Origin of the sequence: Micromonospora sp. NPDC000668, assembly GCF_042897975.1 — a bacterium.
In the GTDB taxonomy this organism is placed as follows: Bacteria; Actinomycetota; Actinomycetes; order Mycobacteriales; family Micromonosporaceae; genus Micromonospora.
Genome location: NZ_JBIAYP010000005.1, coordinates 120,404 through 142,589 on the forward strand (window position 1 = coordinate 120,404; position 22,186 = coordinate 142,589).

24 protein-coding genes are annotated in these 22,186 nt (G+C 69.1%); 10 read left to right on the forward strand and 14 right to left on the reverse strand.

What is annotated here, in order from left to right:
- Positions 1-18: 18 nt before the first annotated feature.
- Positions 19-1,221 carry an MFS transporter gene (locus tag ACFY29_RS25195; protein ID WP_386990105.1) on the reverse strand — a complete coding sequence of 401 codons (1,203 nt, stop codon included), beginning with the start codon at positions 1,219-1,221 and terminating at the stop codon, positions 19-21.
- 72 nt (positions 1,222-1,293) lie between these two features.
- Here ACFY29_RS25195 and ACFY29_RS25200 point away from each other — a divergent pair, with 72 nt between their 5' ends.
- Positions 1,294-2,136: a LysR family transcriptional regulator gene (locus tag ACFY29_RS25200; RefSeq protein ID WP_386990106.1), complete on the forward strand. Its 843-nt coding sequence runs from the start codon at positions 1,294-1,296 to the stop codon at positions 2,134-2,136.
- A gap of 178 nt (positions 2,137-2,314) precedes the next feature.
- On the opposite strand, the gene ACFY29_RS25205 is transcribed toward ACFY29_RS25200, so the two are convergent.
- Positions 2,315-3,814 carry a Gfo/Idh/MocA family oxidoreductase gene (locus ACFY29_RS25205; RefSeq protein WP_355613740.1) on the reverse strand — a complete coding sequence of 500 codons (1,500 nt, stop codon included), beginning with the start codon at positions 3,812-3,814 and terminating at the stop codon, positions 2,315-2,317.
- A gap of 229 nt (positions 3,815-4,043) precedes the next feature.
- Positions 4,044-4,937, reverse strand: a complete 894-nt coding sequence (locus ACFY29_RS25210; RefSeq protein WP_386990108.1) for an SIS domain-containing protein — start codon at positions 4,935-4,937, stop codon at positions 4,044-4,046.
- Between the two features lie 162 nt (positions 4,938-5,099).
- Here ACFY29_RS25210 and ACFY29_RS25215 point away from each other — a divergent pair, with 162 nt between their 5' ends.
- From ACFY29_RS25215 to ACFY29_RS25235, 5 genes are all read left to right on the forward strand, one after another.
- Positions 5,100-6,479 (forward strand): extracellular solute-binding protein, encoded by a 1,380-nt coding sequence (locus tag ACFY29_RS25215; protein WP_386990110.1) that lies wholly within the window; start codon positions 5,100-5,102, stop codon positions 6,477-6,479.
- A gap of 19 nt (positions 6,480-6,498) precedes the next feature.
- A complete protein-coding gene (locus ACFY29_RS25220) occupies positions 6,499-7,425 on the forward strand; it encodes a sugar ABC transporter permease (RefSeq protein ID WP_355613734.1) in 927 nt (308 codons plus the stop codon).
- A 3-nt stretch (positions 7,426-7,428) separates the two neighbouring features.
- On the forward strand, positions 7,429-8,355 hold the full coding sequence (locus ACFY29_RS25225) for a carbohydrate ABC transporter permease (protein ID WP_355613732.1): 927 nt from the start codon (positions 7,429-7,431) through the stop codon (positions 8,353-8,355).
- Positions 8,352-9,176, forward strand: a complete 825-nt coding sequence (locus ACFY29_RS25230) for a DeoR/GlpR family DNA-binding transcription regulator (RefSeq protein ID WP_386990113.1) — start codon at positions 8,352-8,354, stop codon at positions 9,174-9,176. Before ACFY29_RS25225 ends, ACFY29_RS25230 begins: the two co-directional genes overlap by 4 nt.
- 88 nt (positions 9,177-9,264) lie before the next feature.
- Positions 9,265-9,924: an MSMEG_1061 family FMN-dependent PPOX-type flavoprotein gene (locus tag ACFY29_RS25235; RefSeq protein ID WP_386990115.1), complete on the forward strand. Its 660-nt coding sequence runs from the start codon at positions 9,265-9,267 to the stop codon at positions 9,922-9,924.
- A gap of 262 nt (positions 9,925-10,186) precedes the next feature.
- Here ACFY29_RS25235 and ACFY29_RS25240 read toward each other — a convergent pair whose 3' ends face one another.
- From ACFY29_RS25240 to ACFY29_RS25260, 5 genes are all read right to left on the reverse strand, one after another.
- Positions 10,187-10,552, reverse strand: a complete 366-nt coding sequence (locus ACFY29_RS25240; protein ID WP_386990117.1) for a DNA polymerase ligase N-terminal domain-containing protein — start codon at positions 10,550-10,552, stop codon at positions 10,187-10,189.
- A 40-nt stretch (positions 10,553-10,592) separates the two neighbouring features.
- A complete protein-coding gene (locus ACFY29_RS25245) occupies positions 10,593-10,805 on the reverse strand; it encodes an OsmC family protein (protein ID WP_386990119.1) in 213 nt (70 codons plus the stop codon).
- Between the two features lie 45 nt (positions 10,806-10,850).
- Positions 10,851-11,411, reverse strand: coding sequence for a hypothetical protein (locus ACFY29_RS25250; RefSeq protein ID WP_386990121.1), 561 nt, complete (start codon positions 11,409-11,411; stop codon positions 10,851-10,853).
- A 314-nt stretch (positions 11,412-11,725) separates the two neighbouring features.
- The gene (locus tag ACFY29_RS25255) at positions 11,726-12,199 is read right to left on the reverse strand and encodes a hypothetical protein (RefSeq protein WP_386990123.1); all 474 of its coding nucleotides are present in this window, start codon (positions 12,197-12,199) and stop codon (positions 11,726-11,728) included.
- Positions 12,196-12,597 (reverse strand): DUF6069 family protein, encoded by a 402-nt coding sequence (locus ACFY29_RS25260; protein ID WP_386990125.1) that lies wholly within the window; start codon positions 12,595-12,597, stop codon positions 12,196-12,198. The genes ACFY29_RS25255 and ACFY29_RS25260 overlap by 4 nt, the downstream gene beginning before the upstream one ends.
- A gap of 130 nt (positions 12,598-12,727) precedes the next feature.
- On the opposite strand from ACFY29_RS25260, the gene ACFY29_RS25265 reads away from it, so the two are divergent.
- A complete protein-coding gene (locus tag ACFY29_RS25265) occupies positions 12,728-13,888 on the forward strand; it encodes a sensor histidine kinase (protein ID WP_386990127.1) in 1,161 nt (386 codons plus the stop codon).
- Positions 13,876-14,538, forward strand: a complete 663-nt coding sequence (locus ACFY29_RS25270; RefSeq protein WP_328415302.1) for a response regulator transcription factor — start codon at positions 13,876-13,878, stop codon at positions 14,536-14,538. Before ACFY29_RS25265 ends, ACFY29_RS25270 begins: the two co-directional genes overlap by 13 nt.
- Positions 14,539-14,608: 70 nt before the next feature.
- Here the strand turns inward: ACFY29_RS25270 and ACFY29_RS25275 are convergent, their stop codons facing one another.
- Positions 14,609-16,027 carry a dihydrolipoyl dehydrogenase family protein gene (locus ACFY29_RS25275; protein WP_386990129.1) on the reverse strand — a complete coding sequence of 473 codons (1,419 nt, stop codon included), beginning with the start codon at positions 16,025-16,027 and terminating at the stop codon, positions 14,609-14,611.
- A gap of 1 nt (position 16,028) precedes the next feature.
- Entirely contained in the window at positions 16,029-16,589 is a 561-nt protein-coding gene (locus ACFY29_RS25280) for a hypothetical protein (RefSeq protein ID WP_386990131.1), read from the reverse strand.
- 111 nt (positions 16,590-16,700) lie between these two features.
- On the opposite strand from ACFY29_RS25280, the gene ACFY29_RS25285 reads away from it, so the two are divergent.
- A complete protein-coding gene (locus ACFY29_RS25285; RefSeq protein ID WP_355613713.1) occupies positions 16,701-17,309 on the forward strand; it encodes a TetR/AcrR family transcriptional regulator in 609 nt (202 codons plus the stop codon).
- Positions 17,310-17,311: 2 nt separating this feature from the next.
- Here the strand turns inward: ACFY29_RS25285 and ACFY29_RS25290 are convergent, their stop codons facing one another.
- Together ACFY29_RS25290 and ACFY29_RS25295 are read right to left on the reverse strand one after the other, a co-directional pair.
- Positions 17,312-18,730 carry a pyridoxal phosphate-dependent decarboxylase family protein gene (locus tag ACFY29_RS25290; protein WP_386990133.1) on the reverse strand — a complete coding sequence of 473 codons (1,419 nt, stop codon included), beginning with the start codon at positions 18,728-18,730 and terminating at the stop codon, positions 17,312-17,314.
- Between the two features lie 118 nt (positions 18,731-18,848).
- Positions 18,849-20,084 (reverse strand): low temperature requirement protein A, encoded by a 1,236-nt coding sequence (locus ACFY29_RS25295; RefSeq protein WP_355613709.1) that lies wholly within the window; start codon positions 20,082-20,084, stop codon positions 18,849-18,851.
- A 165-nt stretch (positions 20,085-20,249) separates the two neighbouring features.
- Between ACFY29_RS25295 and ACFY29_RS25300 the strand changes: the two genes are divergently transcribed.
- Positions 20,250-20,987 (forward strand): VOC family protein, encoded by a 738-nt coding sequence (locus ACFY29_RS25300; RefSeq protein WP_386990135.1) that lies wholly within the window; start codon positions 20,250-20,252, stop codon positions 20,985-20,987.
- 56 nt (positions 20,988-21,043) lie between these two features.
- Here ACFY29_RS25300 and ACFY29_RS25305 read toward each other — a convergent pair whose 3' ends face one another.
- Together ACFY29_RS25305 and ACFY29_RS25310 are read right to left on the reverse strand one after the other, a co-directional pair.
- Positions 21,044-21,394 (reverse strand): DUF1801 domain-containing protein, encoded by a 351-nt coding sequence (locus ACFY29_RS25305; protein ID WP_386990138.1) that lies wholly within the window; start codon positions 21,392-21,394, stop codon positions 21,044-21,046.
- An 81-nt stretch (positions 21,395-21,475) separates the two neighbouring features.
- Positions 21,476-22,072, reverse strand: a complete 597-nt coding sequence (locus ACFY29_RS25310) for a dihydrofolate reductase family protein (protein WP_355613705.1) — start codon at positions 22,070-22,072, stop codon at positions 21,476-21,478.
- Positions 22,073-22,186 lie beyond the last annotated feature (114 nt).

The window sequence follows — 22,186 nt, forward strand, 5'->3', positions numbered from 1 at the left end:
GCCGCCTCGCCACGCTCACTATCCGAGATCAACTGGAACAGGGTGGTAGGGCGCCGCCGTTCGAGCGGGCGAGCGGCGGGACAGTAGGTGTCCGGTCAGTGCGGCAGCGAGGCCGGCCAGCCCGGCCGCCGCGAAGCCGGCCGCCGGTACGGAGAGGTCGATCGCCACGCCGACGAGCGGGGATCCGAGCGCGAAGCCAGCGCTCTGCGCTGACGATTGCAGGCCTGTCGCCTCACCCCGCACGCCGGCCGGCGCCAGCCGGCTCACCGCGTCGGCCACCGTGGCAAGGGTCGGCGCGGTGAGTAGCCCGCTGCCGACGACGGCCACGCACAACCAGGGCCAGTCGTGGGCGAGCCCGGCGGGAATCGTCACAAGCCCGAGCAAGCCGAGCAGCAGCCACGTGGGCAGCGGCCGGGTCAGCGCGCCGTAGATCAGTCCGCCGACGACGGACGACGCGCCGAACACCACTACGACCACGGCAGCCCAGGACACCTGACCTGCTTCTTGCAGCGTGGCGACGATGGCGAGGTCGACGCCGCTGAGCAGCGTCGTGGTGCCGAACGCCATCGTCAGCGCGGCGATCATTCCGGCGCCCAGCCACTGCCTGCGCGGGGGCCGTCCGGCCGCGCTGGCATCCGCCTCGGCATCGGCACGCACCGGGGGGTTGAGCAAGGCGATTCCGGCTCCGCCGGCCACGATCGCGGCACCGACCCCCCACGCCACCACATCGGGGGACATCGTCGCCGCACACAGGATCACCACCGCCGGGCCCACGATGTACGACAGCTCGCCCTGCACTGATTCCAGCGCAAACGCGGCCCGGCGCTGCTCCGTTGTCGTCATCGCGGCGATCGCCTGCCTGCTCACCGCCTGGGCCGGCACCATCAGCAGACCCGCCACGAAGCTGGCGACCAGCAGGAACCCATACGGCAGGATCGGTACGCTCAGCCAGAACACGACTTGCACTACGACGGTTACCAGCAGCACGGTGCGCGGGCCCCGCGAGTCGATCATGCGGCCGAGCAGCGGCCCGCCCAGCGCCACTCCGGCGGTCAGGGCCGCGGCGACCCCGCCCGCTGCGGCGTAGCTCAGCTCCAGGCCCAGCACGACATACATCGTCAGCGCCATCACGTCAGCCGTGATCGCGGCCCGGGCGAGCAGCGAAACGCCCAGCAGCGATGCCATCCCTGGCACGGCGAGCACCTGTCGGTATCCGGTCACCAGCGTGACGTTAAGTCATCCCTCACATCATAAGAAGTGGGTAATTTATTGGAGCTGGCATAATGAATGCTTATGGCCAGGGATCTTGAGACCGCGTTGCTGCGGTCGTTCGTCACCGCCGTGCGGGCGGGCAGCATCAGCCGCGCCGCGACCGCGCTCGGGCATACACAGCCCGCGCTCAGCCAGCAGTTGCGCAAGCTCGAGAGCGTTGTCGGCCGTCCGCTGCTTTACCGGTCGCCGTCTGGCGTCTCGCCGACCCGGGCGGGTGAGGAGCTCCTGCCGTACGCCGAACGCATTCTCTCGCTCTCCGCACAGGCACTCACCGAAACCGGACGCGCGCTTACCGGCCACTGCGTCGTCGGGTTGCTCGAAGACCTCGCCGCGTCCCAGCTTCCGCAGGCCCTCGCCGACCTCGCCCGGCTGCACCCCGGCGCGACGCTGGAGGTGCTCAGTATTTCCAGCGCCGCGATGCGGGAGGCCTACGACGCGGGCCGCGTCCAACTCGTGCTCGACGCGGTGCCGGACGTTCCCGGGCCGCCGCGCTGGACGGTACGCCGCCCGCTGGTCTGGGCGATCGGCCAGGGTGTGGACGTGGCTGCCGATCCGCTGCCGGTGGTGCTGTTCTCGAACCCGTGCTCCTGGCGTACGTCAGTGCTGGAAACGCTGGAACGTGCCGATCGGCGCTGGCGGGTGGCGTTCGAAAGCAACAGCCTGATCGGTGTGCTCGCCGCGGTACGGGCCGGGCTCGGCGTCGCGGCGCTCATGCCCGCGAACCTCGAACCGGTCATGGCCTGCCACGACGCGGACGCCCTGCCCACCCTGCCGGACGTCGAGCTCGGTCTCGCACGGCACCCACGGACCGAAGGTAATCCGCTGATCGATGCCGTGGAGACCGCGCTACGTCGCATGGTCTGAGCACGAGCATGTCGTGCCCACCTTCGAACGCACGCACATCGGCTACTTGTTTCATTGACCTGCGACCGTGGCCTGGCCAGGCAGACCTCGCTGGGTGGCTCTCGAAGCACCGGGGTCGGGCACGGACAATACCGTTCGTGCCCGACCCCGGGTGCGTCAGCTCAGCCCGCGCCTGTGCCTACCGGCGCGGCCGGCCGTTGCCGTCCAGCCACGGGTCCTCCGGCCGCGGCCGGTCGAACGTGGGGCGTGCCTCCGTCCAGTGGCCGCGGGTGAAGTCGGGCACCTTGACCGACTTGAAACCCTTGCCCTTCAGCGACTCGTGGCTGAGCGGGATTACCGAGCACCACGCCGCCGAGTCGTAGACGTCGATGTCCGGGGTCATGCCCAGGCGCATCAACTGGACCATCCGGAAGATGGAGATGAAGTCGCCGCCGCCGTGCCCACCGTACTGGCTGGCCAGGTTCTGCAGGGCCGGCCAGATCCAGTGGTCGTGCTGGTTCATGATCGTGCTGAAGGCACTGCCGGTCCGCCACGCGTGGTTCGTGTGACCGAGCGACTCCAGGTAGATCCGGGCGTTGTCCAGTTCCAGGGAACCCCGGGTCCCGGTGAGCGTGGTCTCCCGGCTGTACGGGTGGGGCGAGTTCACGTCGTGCTCGACCCGGATGAACCGGTCGTTGACGGTCTTGATGAAGACCTGCTTGCGGTCCCCGGAGATGTAGGGATCGTCGTCCCAGGACGGGTGGTCCGCGCCGACCCGCGGGTCCTCCTCGCGGAACAGGGCCAGCGCCTTGGGCCGCGAGGCGACCGCGACGAGTTCGTCGAAGCGGTCGCCGCGGTTGATGTCCAGGCAGGCCGAGACCGGCCCGAGCCCGTGCATCGGGTAGTGGGCGGCGTTCATCCGGGTTTGCCAGCGCCGCCGCCAGTGCTCCGGGTAGTAGGCACCCCCGAAGGTGTACGGCCAGCGCAGGTCGTGGACGTATCCACCGGAGGCGTGCTGCAACTCGCCGAAAAGCCCCGCCTTGGCCATGTTGAACATCTGCATCTCGGGGCGGAAGTAGTTCACGTTCTCCAGCAGCATGCAGTGCTTGCCGGTGCGCTCGGAGGTACGGACCAGGTCCCAGATGTCGTCCAGGTGCGGCGCGATCGGCAGCTCGATGGCAACGTGCTTGCCGTGCTCCATGGCCGCCTTGGCCATCGGGTGGTGCCACTCCCACGGCGTGGCGATATAGATCAGGTCGATATCGTCACGGCGGACGAGCCGCTCGAAGTCCTCCTCGCCGTTGGAGTAGCCGACCGGCTCCTTGTCCTGGAAGCCCTGGGCCATGACTCGGCTGATGGTCTCCGCGACGTGGTCGGGCCGAATGTCGCAGACCGCGGTGATCGTGGAGACGGCGGCCCACCGCATGGCCTGGTCTCCGCCGCGGTTGCCAAGGCCGATGATGCCGACGCGCACCTCGTCGAAGCCCTCAAAGGGCACGTTGGCCATGGACTTCTCTTTGCCCTTGATCCGGGCAGGTTCGGCCGCGGGCGCCGCACTGGCCGCCGCGCCCGGCAGTAGGGCACCGCCCAGTCCGGCCGCGGCGCCCAGCGCGCCCACGCCCTTCAGGACGTTGCGACGCGACGGGTGGGATCTGGCTGCCTCGGTGGACTCGCTCGGGATGGCTTCGTTGGGACTCACGTGGATCAGCTCCTCTGCGGGAATGTGACGTGTCACGCGAAATTTCAAGCAGTATCGATCACTCCACTTGCGAGCGCAATGGTCGATCAGAGATCTTCTGCTTGAAGGTGATCGTTTGACGCACGATCCTGGCACGATTGCTTAACCATGCTGGCCGACGCGAGGGATCAGTCAGCACCGGACCACCTGGCCCGGCTACCTCCGGCACCCTGGCCCGGGTGCCCAGCGGTCAGCCGTCGAGGATGACCGACCGGGACAGATTGCGCGGCTGGTCCGCGTCGAGCCCTGCTGCCCCGGCCCGCAGCAGGCACAACTGTTGGACGCGGACCAGATCGGCGAGCGGGTCCACCTCGGACCACTCGAAGTGTCCGCCGGTGGCCCGGACCTGGTCCGCCAGGCCGACGGGAACCTCTCCGAGCGCCCAGACAACTCGGCCGGGCCCGGTGATGCTGAGCGGACCGTGCCGGTACTCCATGGCGGGGTAGGACTCGGTCCACAGTTGAGTCGTCTCGCGTAGCTTCAGGGCCGCCTCGTGCGCGAGCCCGACCGTCCAGCCGCGTCCGAGGAAGGTGATCTGGTCGGCCGTCGCGGCCGGGCTCGTCGCGTCGACGCCACGGTCGAGAACCTGCCGTGCCTGTTCGGCGACCGGACGTAGGTCGTGACCGAGGGCCGCCCGCAACAGCGCGAGCGTGGTCGTCGCGAAGCGAGTCTGTACGACCGAACTCTCGTCGACGTCGCTGAGCACGACCGGACGGGCCATGCTCACCGCCGGGGATGTCGCGTCGGCGGTGATGACGGTGGTCGGCGCGCTGTCCCGGCGCTGCTTGAGGACGTCGAGCACCTCGGTGGTGGTGCCCGAGCGGGTAATGCAGAGCACCCGGTCGTAGCCACGGCCGAGTTGGTGTTCACTGGCCGGCCACGCGTCGGTGATGCCCTCGCCGGCGCTCTCGCGCAGGGCCGCGTAGGCCTGGGCGACGAATAGCGATGTTCCACATCCGAGCACCGCGACTCGCTCGCCGGGCTGCGGAAGGTCCATCGCCACGGAGGGCAGCACGTCCAAGACACGGAGCCAGTCATCCGGCTGGGTCTTGATCTCGGCCGCCAGGAAGGTTCCTTCACTCATCGGGTGCCTCGTCCTCGTGGTTCATGCGAGCGGGTTTGGAGAGCCTCCAGAATGGAGCGATCTGATCAAGTCTGTCAAGAAAGTCACGGAATCAGTCAGGAACACGCATCGGTGCCCGGGAGGGACCGTCCACGACCAGAGCAGCAGTTACAGCGGAAGGCCTTGACGTTGCTCGGGACGGCAACGCAGAATTCCCCCAGCGGCGGCTTGATCGTGGAAGATTCCGACCAGAACCAGTCACGAACGATCACAGCCAGCCAGGATTCCGATCACGACTTTGGCGATGTCCTTGCGCCGGTGGAGGCGGATATGAAGAGATTCGTGCGTTCGTGGGCAGCCGTAGCGGTTGCCGGCCTGGCGCTGACAGGTTGCGGGTTCGGCGGCGACGACGGGCAGAGTGAGGGCGGCAGCACGCTGTCGTTCCTTGTGCCCAGCTACAGCGACGGCACCAAGGCGCTCTGGGAGGGCATCATCGCCGACTTTGAGGCGGCTCACCCGGACATCAACGTGGAGCTCGAGATCCAGTCCTGGGACAACATCAACGATGTTGTCCGTACCAAGGTCCAGTCGAACGCCGCACCGGACATCCTCAACATCGACGCCTTCTCCGGTTTCGCGGCGGACGACCTGTTGTACTCCGCCGACGAAGTGGTCTCGGCGAACACCAGGGCGGACTTCCAGCAGTCCTTTGCGGACAACGCCTCGATCGACGGCACCATGTACGGCCTGCCACTGATCGCCTCGGCCCGCACCATGCTCTACAACACCGAACTGTTCGAGCGGGCCGGCGTCACGGCACCGCCGAAGACGTGGGACCAGCTGCTCGACGCGGCGAAGAAGGTGGCCAGTCTCGGCGACGGCGTCTACGGCTACGGTATGCCGCTGGGCAGCGAGGAGGCCCAGGCGGAGACTTCAATCTGGACCTTCGGCAACGGCGGATCGTGGACCAACGGGTCGACCATCGCGGTCAACACCCCCGCGAACCTCGAAGCCGTCACGTTCATGAAACGGATGATCGACGAAAAGGCCACCCAGCCCGACCCCGGGGCGTCCGACCGGACCCCCATGCTGGACGTGTTCATCCAGGGCAAGATTGGCATGGTGGTGGCGCTCCCGCCAACCGTCAGGCAGATCGCGGAGAAGAACCCGAGCCTCAAGTACGCGAGCGCGCCGATTCCCACCAAGGACGGTCAGCCGATGACCCTCGGGGTCGCCGACCACCTGATGGCGTTCAAGAACGAGGGTGACAAGCAGGAAGCGCTCAAGACCTTCCTGGACTACGTGTTCAGCGCACCGGTCTACACGAAGTTCGTCGACACCGAGGGATTCCTGCCCACCACCAAGTCCGGTGCAGCGGCGCAGGCGGGCAAGACGGAGATCGCGAGCTTCCTCGAGGTCCTGCCGAACGCCAGGTTCTACCCCAGCACGAACCCGCAATGGGCGGCGACCCAGGGCGCGATGCAGAGCCTGATGGGACAGATTGGGCAGGGCAAGGATCCCAGGGCGGTGCTGGATGAAATTCAGGCCAAGGCCAACGGCTAGCCTGCGCGGTTAACAAATGATGACCAACCAACTGGTGGAAGTGCCGGCACCCGCGGTCTCGGCGCGTCGTCAGGCACGCCGGGACCTGGTGGCGGCACTTCCATGGCTGTTGCCGACGCTGACGCTGATTGTCACTATCGTCCTGTTCCCGGCCGGCTATCTGGTCTGGACCTCGACCCGGGACGTGTCGCCAGTCGGGGTGGACCGCGGCTCGGCCGGGTTCGACAATTATGTGACGCTGTTCGACTCCCCCGCGTTGGGCAGGGTGCTGCTCAACACCGCGATATGGGTGGTCGGCGTCGTCGTGGTGACGCTGCTCGTCTCGATGGCGCTCGCGCAATTCCTTGACAAGGCCTTCCCTGGACGCCGACTGGTTCGACTCGCGGTCATCGTCCCGTGGGCGGCCAGTGTCGTGATGACGTCTACCGTCTTTTACTACGGACTCGATCCCTTTTACGGCGTCATGAACCAGTTCCTGGTCGACCTCGGGATTTTGGATACCGGGTTCGGCTTCACCCGACAGCCGGTGCCGGCCTTCCTGGTGGCCATGGGAGTGGCGGTGTTCGTCTCGCTGCCGTTCACCACGTACACGATCCTCGCCGGGCTGCAGATGGTGCCGCGCGAGGTGGTGGAAGCCGCCTCAGTGGACGGCGCCGGCTCCGTGCGGACCTACTGGAGCGTGATCTTCCCGGTCCTGCGGCCAGCGATCGCCGTCGCCGTGCTGATCAACATCATCAACGTCTTCAACTCGCTGCCCATCCTCCGCACGCTGACCGGCAGCATTCCCGGGTACGACGCAGACACCACCACTACGTTGATCTTCAAATACATCCAGCAGGACCGCCAGGTCGAGACGGCGAGCGCACTGAGTGTCGTGAACTTCGTCATCGTCCTCGCGGTCATCGGTATCTACCTCCGGGTTGTCCGGCCGATGAGGGACGAGTGAGCCTTGGCGACGACGGCAACGAGATCTCAGGGCGATGAGCGCGCCAAGAAATCGGTGCGCGCCAGCGGAGACAACGGTCGCACCCGGAGCCGTGGCGGGCAACGCCACGGCCGCCGCCGATGGTTGATGACATTGGCCGGCGCGGTGGTGGCGTTGTTCTTCCTGGCACCCTACCTGGTGATGTTGATCGGCTCGTTCAAGCGGCACTCGGAGATCCTGCGCATTCCGGCCACATACCTGCCGACCGAATGGGTGCCGTCGAACTACGCGTCGATGTGGTCCACGCCGGAGACACCGCTCGCCTACAACCTCGTCTCCACCGTCATCATCTCTGCCTGCGGGACACTGCTGGTCCTGGTGGTGGCCATGCCCGCCGCCTATTACACGGCCAAGCACCGCTTTCCCGGACGACTGGCGTTCCTGCTCCTGGTGCTGGTGACCCAGATGCTCCAGCCGACCGTACTCGCGGCGGGACTGTTCCGGCAGTTCCTCGCGATCGGCATCGACGACACCTGGCTCGCTATGATCCTCGTCAACGGCGCGTTCAACCTCAGCTTCGCGGTGTGGATCATGCACAGCTTCTTCGCCGGGGTTCCCAAGGAGATAGACGAGGCGGCAATGATCGACGGTGCCAGCAAACTGCAGACGCTGCGGCGGGTAACCCTGCCGGTGGTCTGGCCGGGCATCGTCACCGCGATCATCTTCACGTTCGTCGCGTGCTGGAACGAGTTCGCCGCCAGCCTCGTCATCTTGACCACGGCGGAGAACCAGCCGCTGACCGTCGCCATCACAAAATTCGTCGGTCAGTACGATTCGGCGTGGCAATACGTCTTTGGAGTCTCTATCGTCGGCATCGTGCCCGTGATCATTCTCTTCGCGTTGGTTGAAAAGCGCCTGGTGGCAGGTCTCACGGCGGGGGCCATCAAGTGAGCACGGCCGAGGCTGCCACCGACCGGGCGGACGGCCGCGACCGCGCCCAGCGCCTGCAGGCGCTGCTCGACATCCTGGGCGCGCGCGGCAGGCTGTCCGTCGCCGAGGCGGCCAGCGCCCTGCAGGTCTCCGAGGCGACGGTCCGCCGGGACTTCACCACCCTGGCGGAGCAACAATTGGCGGCTCGGACGCACGGCGGTGTCGTGGCCACGTCCGTCTCGTACGACCTGCCGGTCCGCTACCGGGGCCGGGGCGACAACGGCGCCAAGGAGCGCATCGCCGCGATCGCCTGCGAGCTCGTCGAACTGGGCGACGTGGTCGCGTTCAACGGTGGCACCACCACGTCCGCGACGGCCCGACGCCTCGCCGCGCGGGTCGACCTCGCCCAGGCCGTTCAGCGGCCGGCCGTGACGGTAGTGACGAACGCACTCAACATCGCCACCGAGATGGTGCTGCGACGCCACGTCCGTACCGTCATCCTCGGCGGTGTGGCACTGCCCCAGTCGTACGAGCTGACCGGGCCGTTGGCGACGATGGTCCTGAACGAGCTGTGGCTCGACGTGCTGATCCTCGGGGTCGACGCGTTCTCCCCCGACGGCGGCACGTCCTGTCACGACGAGGGCGAGGCCGGCATCGACGCGACGATGGTCCGGCGGTCCCGTCGGGTCGTCGTCGTGGCCGGCTCGGAAAAGCTGGGCCGGCACTCCTTTGCCCGGATCTGCGACGTCAACGCGGTGGACATCCTGGTGACCGACGACGGCGCGGACGCGAAGGTCGTCGCCGACCTACGTGCCGCCGGGGTCAACGTGCTGCTGGCCTGAGGCCGGCCCGGCGGGCCGGAGTTGGCGAGGTCGATGCGCCAGTCAATGTGGCTATCGTTGGCCAGGTATGCCCATTAGGGTCGGCGGCATGACGCCAGCCCTTGCCGCCAGCGCCTTCGACTCGCTGCGCCTCGACGCCGTGCCCGACCAGGAGGCGCTGCGCCGGGCCTACGAACTCCCCAGCGACGCGGCCGTGCGCAAGCAGATGACCGAACTCACCGAGCAGACCCGGCGGTTGATCGGCTGCTCGTCGCTGGTCCTGGTCGCCAGCGTGGACGCCGAGGGCAACTGTGACGTCTCCCCGCGCGGCGGCCCCGCCGGGTTCGTCGCCGTCCTGGACGCACGGACCGTGGCGATACCGGACGCGACTGGCAACAAGCGTCTGGACACCCTGCAGAACGTCATCGCGACCGGACGGGCCGGGCTGCTGTTCATCATCCCGGGGCGCACCACGACGCTCAGACTGAACGGCCGGGCCTGCGTCTCCACTCGCCCCGATCTGCTGTCGCAGCTGACCGCCGTGGGCAAGCCGCCGGCCAGTGCGCTGGTGGTGGGAATCGACGAGGTCTACCCGCACTGCCCCAAGTCGCTCCTGCGCACCGGGGTCTGGGAGCCGGAGAAGTGGCTGCCAGCGGACGCCCAGCCGACCTCGGCCGAGGTGACGCTGGCCCAGCTGCGGATACCGGAGCTGACGATCGCTGACATCGAGCAGGCGGAGGCGGACTCGCTGAAGTACCGGTACGAGTGACGGGCCGCACAGCGATTGTGCCGAGCACCGCCCTTGTCGATCGGACCTTGACGACGGTCGGACGCTGCGGGGGCGGGTGGCGCTGGTCGCGATGAGGCCGTCGCGGGGATGCGGCGCGTGCACCCCGGGCAGGCCCCCGAGTGCCGCCGCCGGCGGCGGGAGTGTCGGCGCTCACAGCCGGCGGCACCACCCCGCAGGCCTGGCCCGATCACCAGCGCTGGTCGAAGGCGCTTTAGGAGTACGGGCGGACCTCGGGAGCCTTCTAACCGCGCTCGTCCGGAGGCTGCTCTTTCGTCAGGTGGAGCAGCCAACCCTCACCGGTCCGGATGAGCGCGTATCGCCGACGGCCGGCGCGGCCGTTCAACGTGAACAGCATTCGACGCTCGGTGCGGTCGTGCTCCTCCCAGGTGCCGATGTCGGCGATCGACTTGTCGGCGTCCTCATAGGTGAGGTGATCGAGGTGGTGATCGGGCACGGCGATCGCGAGCCGGTTGTCGTCGGGACTGTCCGGCAGGCCGCGAGGCACCGCCCAGGAGCGCAGCACACCGTCCTCCTCGAGCCGCAGGTCAAAGTGCGGTCGTGGTTTGCGGTGGTGGTGCAGGACGAATGCAGGTGCCACTCTCACCATTGTCCGCACACACCGGCCTCACCGCCTGCCGATGGATGCGCTACTGCTCAACCTGTTCAACGCAGACTCGCCCGGCACCCGCAGACCTCAGTCTTCCTCCGGCCTCGTCCCGGATCTTGTCGCCGCTGACTACGACGGAGAGTTGCGTCGGCTCGGCACGACGCCTGGTGATGTGGTCCACGTCTATCGCCGTGCAGCCGCCGATGGCAGCCAGAAGCAGCTCCACCGGCGTGAAGCTGGTTCCCGGTGACATCGCACGGACGAGGACGCACTGACCACGTCGGCAGGGCTGATCCGGCTACAGGAGGTCGATGAGCTGCGGCGGAACCTCGCACGTCAGCCCCACCGAGTTCATCCGATCGGTGAGCGGCTCGCCATCCGCGGTCGGCACCACGAAGCGCGGCCGGCGTCCGGTGGCGAGATCGGCGGCATACCGCTCGCGGGCCTCGACGAGGGTCTCCCAGTCGGCCAGCCACGCGTTGACCGGATGATCGCCCGCCAACAGGTCGCGGTCCAGGTCACGCACCCGCGCCACCATGGCGGTCACTGCGGCGTTCTGCTCCCGGATCGAGCGCGCCCGCGCGTCGGCAGGTGCGTCGGGAGGTACAGCCTTTGCCGCCACGGTGGCGCGCATCGTGGCGCACGCGCTCTCGGCCACCTCGCTGACCGGTGGATTGTCGATCAGCTCGGGCCGGTCGTGGTTCGCGTACGTCCAGAGGCCGGCGCAAAACACGACGACGCCTCCGACCGCGATCACGACGACCAGGGCGGCGCCGAGGACCCACCACCCCGCGCTCCCCCGCCCCGACGGCGCGGGGCGGGCACCGGGGTACGGCGGGAGTGTGGGCGGACGGCTCACGCCTGCATCGTGTCGACCCCGGTCAAGGACCGCCAGCAGGCCGTCGAACCGATCACGATGCTCAGCTGGGCGCGAGCCTCGCGGAACTCGACCCTGCGAGCCAAGCTGGCCGGAGCACCCGTGTCGGCGAGTACCGGCGCGGGCACGGGTGAGCGAGCGGTGCCACCGACGGCGAGCAGATCCGTGTCACTCCTCAGCGCTTGTCGGGTGGGAAGACACCCGTTTCCTTCACGCCCATCGCACAACCCATTTCGGGCCTGCCGGTTCCATCGATCACTCGTCCTCGTCATCGCCTTCTGCCGGACACGCTCGCGTCAACCCATGGGGCCGCGACTGGCGGTGCTGACGACCGCCATCATGATCAGGATGCGCTGCCGCCGTCGACTCATCAGTGCGAAGCAGGCGGTGAGCGCCACCAGCTCCACCTCGGCCCACTCACCGGTTACGTCGACGCGGATCGGCCCGCCGAGCCGGCCGGGGAGGCGCACCGCGAGTCGGTGCCTGTCGCGGACCAGCTCGCCACCGCAGCGGCCGGGCGCCCAGCGCGTCGCCCCGCCAGGTCCCGGCACGTGCGACTGGCGCGGGTCGAGCCGTACCGCGGCGCCGTGCTCGGCCTGGGCGGTGACCCCGATGCGTCGGCGGTCGGTCGGCTCGACCGTCCAGAGGCCCGCGCCGGTGCGGATCTCGCCGCACCGCCACGTCCAGCCGGTATGCAGCGAGGCGCGCGGTCCGGCATCGGAGTCGAGGACGAAGGCGCCGTCCTGCTTGCGTATGGTCAGCGCGGTCATCGGTTCAGCCCTTCCGGGCGCGGCCGGGGCAGGCCGAGGATGAGGACGACGCCGACGCTCAGGTGTAGCAGCGCGAGCGTCGTCTTCGCTCCCCCGCCGACGCCGCTCGGCGGCCCGACCAGCAGTGACAGCAGCAGGACCGCGACCGCGATCGAGGTCCACCAGGCGCGCGCCCGGTTGGTGAGGCGTTCCAGCAGCGCGAGCAGCGCCCAGGCGGCCAGTGCAGCGACCGCGGCGGCCACCACGACCGCGGCCACCGTGATCTGCCGGGTCGCGTTTGCGGTGCCGGCTGCCAGGTCGACGCCGGCCGCCGAGTGCAGGATCGCGAACTCCGCCGTCGCTACCAGGGTCGCGCCGGCCGCCACTGCGGTTCGGCGCAGGAGAAGGTTGTTCGTCATGCCCTGAGTCTGTGGACCGGCCCGGGTCGGGCACGTCGGTCCGGACGCCGCAGCGGGTACATCCGTCGGCGGCGCCGCGTACTACCAAAGGAGGTGGTCCGGCGCTCCGCGAGCCCAGTAGCCTGCGCTGGTGGATGCGGCGACGTGTGACGTGGACCCGCCGCGGACGTGGCGTTCGGTCCCGGTGGGCGTGGCGACCGTGACGATGGGCGTGCTCATCGCGACCGTGCTGTGGTCCGCCACCCGCTCCGAGTCGACCGCCCTGGTCCGCGCCGATGTCGCGCTGGCGGTGGCCGCCCTGGCCCTCGTCCCGGTGGTCGTCCGCCGCCCGGAGGTCGCTGGCGTGCTGGCGGGCCTGCTGGTGGCGCTGTCGCCGGTGGCCACTCCGGTGGCGAGCTTCGCGGTGCTGTTCACCGCCCGCAACCGGCCGTTCCGGCAGGCCGCGGTGGTGGCGGCGGTCGGCGTGGTAGGCGAGGCGGTGCAGGCGGTGTGGCGGCCGATGCCCAGCCTGCCGTACGCGTGGCGGCTGGTGCTGATGACGGCCGCGTACGCGGCCCTGCTGGGCTGGGGCACCTGGGCGCAGGCCCGGTACGCCCTGCTGGCGGCACTGCGGGACCGGACCTGGCGGGCGGAGCAGGAGCAGGAACGGCGGGTCGTCGAGGCCCGGGCGGCCGAGCGCACCCGGATTGCGCGGGAGATGCACGACGTGCTGGCCCATCGGCTGTCGCTGCTGGCAGCGGCCGCCGGCGCGATGGAGTACCGGCCGGACGCGCCACCCGAGCGGCTCAGCGCCGCCGCCGGGGTGATCCGCGCCAGCGCACACCACGCCCTCGACGAACTGCGCGAGGTCATCACGCTGCTGCGCACCGACGACGCCGAGGCGCCGGCGGACGCACCGCCCGGGCAGACCCTCGCTGACCTGCCGCGCCTGGTCGAGGAGGCTCGGGCCGCCGGGCAGCACATCGAGGTCGACGACCCGCTCGGCCCGCCGGTCGAGGTCCCCCCGACGGTCGGCCGCACCGCCTACCGGATCGCGCAGGAGGCGCTGACCAACGCCCGCAAGCACGCCGCCGGGCAGCCGGTCCGACTCGCCGTCGGCGGGGCGCCCGGCTCCGGCCTGAGCATCGCGGTGAGCAACCCGACCACACCCGACGGCGGTGCCGCCGGGCACGACGGCGCGGGCCTGATCGGTCTCGCCGAGCGGGCCGCCCTCACCGGCGGCCGCGTCGCCCACCACATCGACGCCTCGGGTCGGTTCCACCTCACCGCGTGGCTGCCGTGGCCGACGTGACGGGCCCGGTCCGGGTCGTCATCGTCGACGACGATCCCCTCGTGCGGGGAATGCTGACGATGATGCTCGACGGCGCCGACGGGATCGTCGTTGTGGGCGAGGCCGCCGACGGCGGTGCGGCGATCACCGCGGTGGACCGGCACATGCCCGACGTGGTGCTGATGGACATCCGGATGCCCGGCGTCAACGGCATCACCGCCACCGAGCGCCTGCGCCGCCGCCCCCGGCCACCGGAGATCATCGTGCTCACCACGTTCGACACCGACGAGCACGTGGTGCGGGCCCTGCGGGCCGGTGCCAGCGGGTTCCTGCTCAAGGACACCCCGCCGGAGCGGATCAGCCAGGCCGTCCGCGCCGTCGCCGCCGGCAACCCGATGCTGTCGCCGGGCGTCACGCGCCGCCTCATGCAGCGGGTCGCGTCCGGCGCCGAGTCCTACGAGCAGGCGCGTACCCGGCTGGCCCTGCTCACGCCCCGGGAACGCGACGTCGTCCTGGCCATCGCGCAGGGACGCTCCAACGCCGAGATCGCCACCGAGCTGCTGATGAGCGTGACCACCGTGAAGGCCCACGTCTCGCACATCCTGACCAAGCTGGACCTCGACAACCGCACCCAGATCGCCCTGCTCGCCCACGACGGCCGGCTCGCCTGACCAGGTCCCGGGCGCTCGGCCTTGGTGGACGGCCGCGCGAACCGCGACGGGACGAGCGCTCGGTTCACCGTCAGCGGCCGTATGTCTCCAGCAGCCGCAGCCACACCTCGCTGACGGTCGGATACGCCGGAACCGCGTGCCACAGCCGGTCCAGCGGGACCTCGCCGACGATGGCGATCGTCGCGGCGTGGATCAGTTCCGCGACGTCCGGGCCGGCGAGGGTGAGGCCGACGATCACCTTCCGGTCCTCGTCGACGACCATGCGGGCGTGTCCCCTGTAGCCGTCGGCGTGCAGGGAGGAGCCGGCAACGGCGCCCAGGTCGTAGTCCACGACCCGGATCCGTAGTTCGGCCGCCTCGGCCGCAGCCGCGGTCAGCCCCACCGACGCGATCTCCGGGTCGGTGAAGACCACCTGTGGCACCGCACGTTCATCGGCCGTCGTCGCGTGCCGGCCCCACCGGCCGTCCTCGACCGTCGCACCCTTCGCCCGGGCCACGATCACGTCGCCCACCGCGCGCGCCTGATACTTGCCCTGATGGGTCAACAGCACCCGCCGGTTCACATCACCCGCGGCGTACAGCCACTCCCCGCCGCCGACGACGCGCAAAGTGTCGTCGACAGCCAGCCAGGCACCCGGCGCCAGCCCGATGCCGTCGAGGCCGATGTCCTGGGTGTTCGGCGTACGACCGACCGCCACGAGAACCTCGTCGGCCTCGACCCGCTCGCCGTCGGCGGTCTCGATGTGGACGGTTCCGCTGTCGTCGCGGTTGACGGAAACGGCCTCCGCGTCGACGCGTACCGACACACCGGCCGCGCGCAACGACTCCGTGACGAGTTCACCGGCGAACGGCTCTGCCGACGGCAGCACACCGTCACGGGCCAGCACCGTCACCGAAGACCCCAGAGCGGCGAACGCGGTCGCCATCTCGGACGCCACCACACCACCACCGATGACGGCGAGCCGGCCTGGAACCGACGTGGCCGCGGCGGCCTCCCGGCTGGTCCAGGGCGCCACCTTCCGCAGACCCGGAATATCCGGCAGCAACGCACTGCTCCCCGTCGCGACGACCACCGCATGCCGCGCGGTCAACGTCGTGACACCGTCGACGCCGGTCACCTCGACGACCCGGGCGGAACGGATCCGCCCCTGGCCGCGGTGCAGAGCGATCCCCGCCGACTCGAGCCAGGACACGTGCCCGTCGTCCTTCCAATGAGACGCGAAGGAGTCCCTGCGTCCGAGCACCGCCGCGGCGTCCAGGTTTCCCGTCACCGCCTCCCGCGCACCCGGCAGTTGGCGAGCCGCCCGTAGCGCGGACGCGCTGCGCAGCAAAGCCTTGGTCGGCATACAGGCCCAGTACGAGCACTCCCCGCCGACCAACTCCCGCTCGATGATGGCGGCGGTCAGGCCGCCCTGCACGACCCGGTCGGCGACGTTCTCCCCGACCGGACCCGCACCGATCACGACGACGTCGTACTCGATGGTGGTCATGTCAGTTGCCCTTCGCGCTGCGGCCGAGCCGGAAGGCGGCGATGAGGAAGAAGATGGCGCCGGGAATGGCGTAGCCAGCCGCGTTGGTCAGTGACGGGTTGTCGGCGGAAGCAGCCGCGATGAAGGACCCACCAGCCAGAACCGAGATGCCGCCACTGATGATCATCGGCCACTGGCCACCCATCTTGCGCCGAGTGACACCGACGATGAGCTGGACCAGCCCGGCCACGATCGCCCAGGCGCCCCACACCCGCAGCACCGCGGGGATACCGGACGCACAGGCGACACCCACGCCGACGGCGGTGATCAGGCTGACCGCGATGTTCACGTACAGCAGGGCTGGCGAGCCGGTGGTCCGCGACGAACGAAGGTCGTAGATTGCGGCGCCCACGTCGAACAGCGGGTAGAGCACGAAGAGCACCACCGTGAGCGGGCCGATCTCCGTGGCGGTCGCGATCGTCACGAGTGCCCACACGATGGCGAACGCGAAGCGGGTGAAGTACAGCCGCCGCAGTGCGGAGGCGGTCTGGGAGATGCCGGGCGAAGCAGCAATGGTGGTCACGGTGACCCTTTCAGGGGGGCTTTGGGAGACCGAACGTTCTGTCACGCTCCAGCATGGCGATCTCGGCTGCAACTGTCAATACCGAACGTTCTATCCGCTAAGCTGGTCGGTATGACGCGCGGCGAACCCGGCACCCGGCCCTCTGAGGCGCGACTCCGGCTCCTCACCACGGCAACCAGGGTCTTCTACGCGGAGGGCATCCACTCCGTCGGCGTTGACCGGATCACCGCCGAGGCACAAGTGACCCGGGCCACCTTCTACCGGCACTTCCCCAGCAAGGACGACCTCATCCTCGCCTACCTGCGGGAAGTCCATCAGATGGAGCGCAGCGCGGTCGACGCGGCCATCGCCACCAACCCATCACCAGTCGATGCTCTCCTGGCCGTTGCTGGCTCCATCGCCGAGAACATCCAGTCCCCCAGGTTCCGCGGATGCGCCTTCCTGAACGCCGCGGCGGAGTATCCCGACACCGACCATCCCGTGCACCAGGAGATCATCGCCCACCGGCAATGGTTCCTGGACACGCTCGCCAGGCTGATGGCGCAGGTCCACGAGGAAACGGCGGATCCCGCCGCGCGCCACTTCGTCATGCTTCGCGACGGCGCCATGGCAGCCGGATGCCTTTTCGACCCCGCGCTGGTGTCCGAGACCTTCCTCCGCGGGATCGAAGGACTCCTGCGGATCAACACCGAGCGCCAGTCGACCGAATCCGCTCGCTAGTACTACGACAGCGGTCTTGGATCTCGCCTGGGCTGTGGGCGACCAGGCCGTTGCTGCCCGGCGAGGCGGGTGATCGCGGCGATCGATCGGTCTACATCTGCTTCGGTCGTGGTGGCGTTCGACACCGAGATCCGCATCAGCCGCCGTCCTCGCCACGTTGTCCCGCCTACCCAGCAGGTGCCATCAGCCTGGACCGCAGCCACCACCCGGTCGGTGCTCGCGTCGTCGCCGAAGCCGACCAGCACCTGGTTGAGGACCACCTCGTTCGCCACCTCGAACCCAGCCATCGTCAGGCCGGCGGCGAACCGGCGAGCCAGTTCGCAGCAACGGTCGACCAGTGCGGCGACCCCGTCGCTGCCCAGCTCCCGCAGTCCGGCCCAGACGGCGAACCCCCGGGCCCGGCGTGAGGACTCGGCGGTAAAACCCGCTCCTGCCGGCGCCCCGCCGGAACCGACCAGGTACGCGGCGCTGTAGGACATCGCCGCTGCATGTACGTCGGGCCGGGCGCAGAACGCGAACGCCGAGTCGTACGGAAGATTGAGCCACTTGTGACCGTCGCAGGCCCACGAGTCCGCCAGTTCCAGCCCGTCCACCAGATGCCGGGTGGCGGGGCTGGCCGCCGCCCACAGCCCGAATGCCCCATCCACGTGCGCCCATCCACCGTGCAGCTGAATCAGTTCGCAGGCCTCCCGGAGCTGGTCGCAGGCGCCGGTGTTCACGTTTCCGGCCTGCAGGCAGACGATGGTGGGGCCGGGCGTGCCGGCCCGTAGCGCCTCCCGTAGCGACCCGAGGTCGATGGCGCCGTTCGGCCCGGCGGACACCGGGTGCACCACGTCGGTCCCGAGGCCGAGCAGACGCAGCGACCGGTCGATGGTCCCGTGCCGCTCCTGCCCAGCGATCACACGGATCGGTGGCGCCCCGAGCAGCCCGCGCCGTTCCACGTCCCAGCCCGCGTCCGCCAGCACCTGGTGCCGGGCGGCGGCGAGCCCGGCGGTGTTGGCCGCCTGGGCACCGGTGACGAACCCGACCGACGCCGACGCCGGGATCCCCAGCAATTCCTTCAACCAGGCACCGGCGGCAGCTTCGGCCGCGATGGCGGCCGGCGACGTGACCGCGTTGGTCGCGAGCTGGTCCCAACCAGCGGCGACGATGTCGGCCGCGGTCGCCGCCGGCAACGCGCCGCCGACCACGAACCCGAAGTACCGTGGGCCGGCGCTGGCCACCAGCCCCGGCTCGGCCGCAGCGACCAGATCCGCAAGCACCTGCTCCGGCGGGCGCGACGCGGAGGGCAATGGGCCGGAGAAGGCCTCGGCCAGCGCCGCCTGGTCGATGGGAACTCCGACCGGGCGGTCCGACAGCGACGTTCGGTAGTCCGCTACATGCTCGGCCGCCGAGCGGAACAGGTGCCCGAAGTCTGCCACCGACGCAGCCTATCGTCGAGCCATCGAGCTTCCGCCGCTCAGCGTTGCCGCAGACCGAGAAGGGCAACTATCTGTTGCACCGCTCGCCGTACTCCAGAGTCGGCACGGCCGCGTGCGGTCACGCCTCGGAGTCGCGATCGCCGGATGCCTCCCGCCCGATCGGCGAGGTGGAAACCTCCAGCGGCCGTCCCCGACTCCGCAGTGCGTCGAGTAGCGCGACCAGGGCCAGCACTCCGGCCACCACGCTCAGCCCGGCCATCGGCGCCCAGCGGGCCAACGCCGGCGTGAACAGCAGCAGGGCCACCAAGCCGATCACCCCGGATCGGGAGATCCGGCCGAAGATCTCGTACTCCAGCCGCATACGGGCGACGAGGAAGAGCACCGGCCCGCCTACCACGAACAGAAGCCAACTGGGTCGCGGCAGCCCGAACGGATGATCGATCACCAGCTCGTAACCGACCGCGGTGACGAGCACGCTGAGCACGATCAGCAAATGCGTCCGTTCCGACGCCGTGCCCAGCCGGGCGGGCATACCCGCCCGATCCAACGCCTCGGTCAGCAGCAGACCGGCGCGGTGGAAGTAGATCCGCCAGAGCAGCGCGCTGGTGACGAACGCGACTCCGAAGGCGGCTGCCCGCTCCGCGGAGTAGTCCGTGCCGCCGAAAACCATGCCGATGACCAAAATCGACTCACCGAGTGCGATGAGAAACATCTGCTGGTGACGGTCGGCAAGGTGCGTCCCCGCGATCCGCCAGCGGCCCACCGCTGAGGCCCCGAGCCACGGCAGCGGCCAGCCCAGGGCCCAGGCGAGGTAGTCGACAGCGAGGGCGGCAGCCCAGAGCGGCAGGCGAAGTCGGTCCGGACCCAACGCGCCGGCCAGCCACAGCGGCGCGCTTGCCGCAGCCCACGCGGCAAGCCGGAACGGCACCAGCCGTCGCGGATGGCCACGCAGCGCGGCGGCGACCACCAGCGGCCGCACCACCATCACCATCAGGTATGCGACCGCGAACGGCAGCGCCCGCTCCTCCATACCGCGTGGCAGCGTCACCGCCATGACCAGGCCGGCGAACATCGTGCCGACCACGACAGCCTGGATGATCGACTGCTCTGGTTCGTAGCGACTGGTGATCCAGGTGGTGTGCGACCAGATCAGCCAGAGCGCCAGGAAGAGCAGCAGGGTACGACCGAACCCTTCGACGAGCGCCCAGCCAGTGTCATCGCTCAGGTCGGCGAATCGTTGCGAGACCCGGGTGAGGGCCACGACGAAGGCCAGATCGAAGAAGAGTTCCAGGAACGTGGCGCGGCCCGAACTCGTGGGAGGGCGCAGCAGTTCGGCACCGCGTCGCGCCGCCATCGTCCGCCTCCGTCCGCCCCTTGTCGCACCAACGAATCGGCTGCCAGAGGGGTTGCGTGCGCCTACCCCCACCGGCACCTTGCCGTGGTCGCCTACGCCGCAGTCGGGGACAGCGTCGACAGGTCGGGCACCACCGCCGACTCGACGGGCCCTAACATCGCCTGCATGGCAACGCGGCTCGTGCAAATCAACATGAAGGCTCGGGACGACTCCGCACTGGGCGGTTTCTGGGCGGCGGTGCTCGGCTGGGAAGTCTCCAGCGAGGGACCTGGCGTGACCAACCTCGAACCCGAGGGCTTCGTCTACCCCGACCCCGTCGCTGTCTGCCTCGATCTCGTCGTCTCCGCGGAACCCAAGACGGTGAAGAACCGCGTGCACGTCGACCTCGCCACCACCTCGGCTGCCCATCAGGCGGAGGTGGTGGCGCGCCTGGAGGATCTCGGCGCAACACCTGCCGACGTGGGCCAGGGCGACGTCCCATGGACGGTCATGGTCGACCCAGAGGGCAACGAGTTCTGCGTGCTGGACCCCCGACCGCTCTACCGAGACACCGGGCCGATCGCCGCGGTAGTGGTCGATTGCGCGGATCCGCGCGCCATGGCCCGCTTCTGGGGCGAGGCCACGGACTGGGCCGTGCACGAGGTGACCGACAACACGGCCGTACTGCGCTCCGCCAAGGGCGTCGGCCCCTATCTGGAGTTCATCCGCACACCCGACGTGAAGACCGTGTGGAACCGCGTCCATCTCGACGTTCGCCCATACCCAGGTGACGACGTGGAGGCCGAGGCGGCCAGACTGCGAACTCTCGGCGCGACCGCCATCGACCTAGGTCAGGACGATGTCCCGTGGATCGTCCTGGCAGACCCGGAAGGCAACGAGTTCTGCCTCCTCACCCCAGGCTGACCCGACCACTCGTCAGCCGCTCACCACGGCCACCAGCCCCGACTGTGCGACGCGCCCTAGACGGTGCCGGCAGCCGTGGTCTTTCCCAGGATGCTGGCGATTGCGTCGTAGTCGACGTCTTGCCCTTCCTTGATGTCGACAGTTTTGCGCTCGCCGTTGCCCATGGCCCGGAGGAATCCCTTGACCTCAGGGATGTCCGTTGCGTTGAAGACCATGAACGAGACCTTGGACTTGGCTACCGCGATGACGGCCGCGTAGTGGCCATCCTTGATGTAGTGCGGCTTGCCGTACTGGAGCCGTTCCTCGACACCTGGAATGGTCTGGTCGATCATCGCACGCAGTTTTTCACATACGTCGATCTGCCACGGCTGCGTCTTGTTGATGTACTGGGTGACATCGTCGTCCACGGTCTTCTCCTTCGTCACTGTTCGCTGGAAAGCACGGGTCTCTGAACGTGTCGTAGCCGAGGGTCGAGTGCCGCCTCGCTCCTACCCCTCACCGCCCGGGGTTCCGGCCTCCTGCTCCCACCCGACGAGCTTGTCCGCGGTGGGGGCGTAGGTCAGTACGACCACGCCCGAGTCGAACGCCTGCGCGCCGGCCAGCCGGAGGACCGCCGGCTTACCTGACTCCTCGAAGAGGCGCACGCCACCGCCCATCACGACGGGGTAGGTGACCAGGCGCAGTTCGTCGACGAGTTCGTTGCGCAGCAGCCACCTGACGAGTGCGACGCTACCGTAGATCAGGATGTCGCCGTTCGCCTCGGCCTTCAGCTTGGTGATCGTCTCGGCGACGTTCTCGCTGATGACGGTGGTGTTGTTCCACTCGCCTCGGTCCAGCGTCGTCGAGACGACGTACTTGGGCATGCTGTTCATCTTGTCGGCGAAGCCCGCCTCGTCGGTCATGTTCGGCCAGGACGCGGCGAACCCCTCATAGGTGACCCGGCCGAGCAGCAGCGCGTCGGCGGCCTGAAGCTGCGCCAGCCCGGTCCGCATGGAGTCCTCGCTGACGAATTGGAAGGTGAACCGCTGCGGGTCGTCGACGACCCCGTCGGCGGTGGTGAAGATGGACAGAACGACGCGTCCCATGATGTCTCCCACGTGGTCTCGGTGAACTCAGGTAGAGCCTGCTGCACCAGCGGCGGGACGGGCATCGGTGGCGATCACGCATTCCACCACTCAGTGGACTACGCACTACTGACC